At 47.9% G+C, this 478-nt stretch carries 1 tRNA gene and 1 rRNA gene; both read left to right on the forward strand.

What is annotated here, in order from left to right:
• Nucleotides 1–67: ribosomal RNA gene (locus BGE37_RS24790) — 16S ribosomal RNA — on the forward strand; the annotation flags it as partial.
• 85 nt (nt 68–152) lie between these two features.
• Nucleotides 153–228, forward strand: a tRNA-Glu gene (locus BGE37_RS24795).
• The last annotated feature ends 250 nt before the right edge of the window (nt 229–478 follow it).

The following is a 478-nucleotide window of genomic DNA, read 5'->3' on the forward strand; positions in this document are numbered from 1 at the left end:
ATTCATGACTGGGGTGAAGTCGTAACAAGGTAACCGTAGGGGAACCTGCGGTTGGATCACCTCCTTACCTTAAAGAACTGTTCTTTGCAGTGCTCACACAGATTGTCTGATAGAAAGTGAAAAGCAAGGCGTCTTGCGAAGCAGACTGATACGTCCCCTTCGTCTAGAGGCCCAGGACACCGCCCTTTCACGGCGGTAACAGGGGTTCGAATCCCCTAGGGGACGCCACTTGCTGGTTTGTGAGTGAAAGTCACCTGCCTTAATATCTCAAAACTCATCTTCGGGTGACGTTTGAGATATTTGCTCTTTAAAAATCTGGATCAAGCTGAAAATTGAAACACTGAACAACGAAAGTTGTTCGTGAGTCTCTCAAATTTTCGCAACACGATGATGAATCGCAAGAAACATCTTCGGGTTGTGAGGTTAAGCGACTAAGCGTACACGGTGGATGCCCTGGCAGTCAGAGGCGATGAAGGAC

Origin of the sequence: Escherichia sp. MOD1-EC6300, assembly GCF_002965045.1 — a bacterium.
Classification (GTDB): domain Bacteria; phylum Pseudomonadota; class Gammaproteobacteria; order Enterobacterales; family Enterobacteriaceae; genus Escherichia; species Escherichia coli_F.